We start from the raw sequence: 598 nt of genomic DNA, 5'->3' as shown, positions 1-598 counted from the left end.
GATAGCAGATGCCCAGTCCGCCGCCGCAATCCACCAGCGACACCGCCAGGCCGCGCGCCCGCACGGCGCGCACCAGGTCGGCCACGCGGGCAAAGGCGGCGCGATAGGGGGCCATGGAGGTGATCTGGCTGCCGATATGCAGCGAAAAGCCCAGCGGATGCAGCCCGGGCAACGCGGCGGCGCGGGCATACAGCTCCGCCGCCCGGGCATAGGCGATGCCGAACTTGTTGGTGGACAGGCCGGTCGTGATCTTCTCGTGCGTGCCTGCATCGACATCGGGATTCACCCGCAGGGTGATCCGCGCCACGTGCCCGGCCGCCGCGGCCACCGCGGACAGAATCTCCAGTTCCTCGGCGCTTTCCACCGCGATATGCGCGATCGCCTCGGCCAGGGCCAGGCCCAGCTCGTCATGGGATTTACCGACGCCGGAAAAGACGATGCGCGACGCCGGAATGCCGGCCGCCCGGGCCCGCAGCAACTCGCCGCCGCTGACGACATCCGCCCCCGCGCCTTCCTGCGCCAGCACGCGCAGGACCGCCAGATGGTCGTTCGCCTTCACCGCGAAATGCACCGACGGCGACAGCCCGGCCCCGGCCAT

At 70.7% G+C, this 598-nt stretch carries 1 protein-coding gene; it reads right to left on the bottom strand.

The features are described 5' to 3' along the window. The coding region (locus HUK84_RS22085) for an alanine racemase (RefSeq protein WP_176642027.1) at positions 1 to 598 on the bottom strand (598 nt) is incomplete at both ends.

The organism is Nguyenibacter vanlangensis, from assembly GCF_013376155.1.
GTDB classification, from domain to species: domain Bacteria; phylum Pseudomonadota; class Alphaproteobacteria; order Acetobacterales; family Acetobacteraceae; genus Gluconacetobacter; species Gluconacetobacter vanlangensis.
The sequence above is the reverse complement of the archived record's forward strand: the minus strand, read 5'-3'. Positions and strand labels throughout refer to the sequence as shown.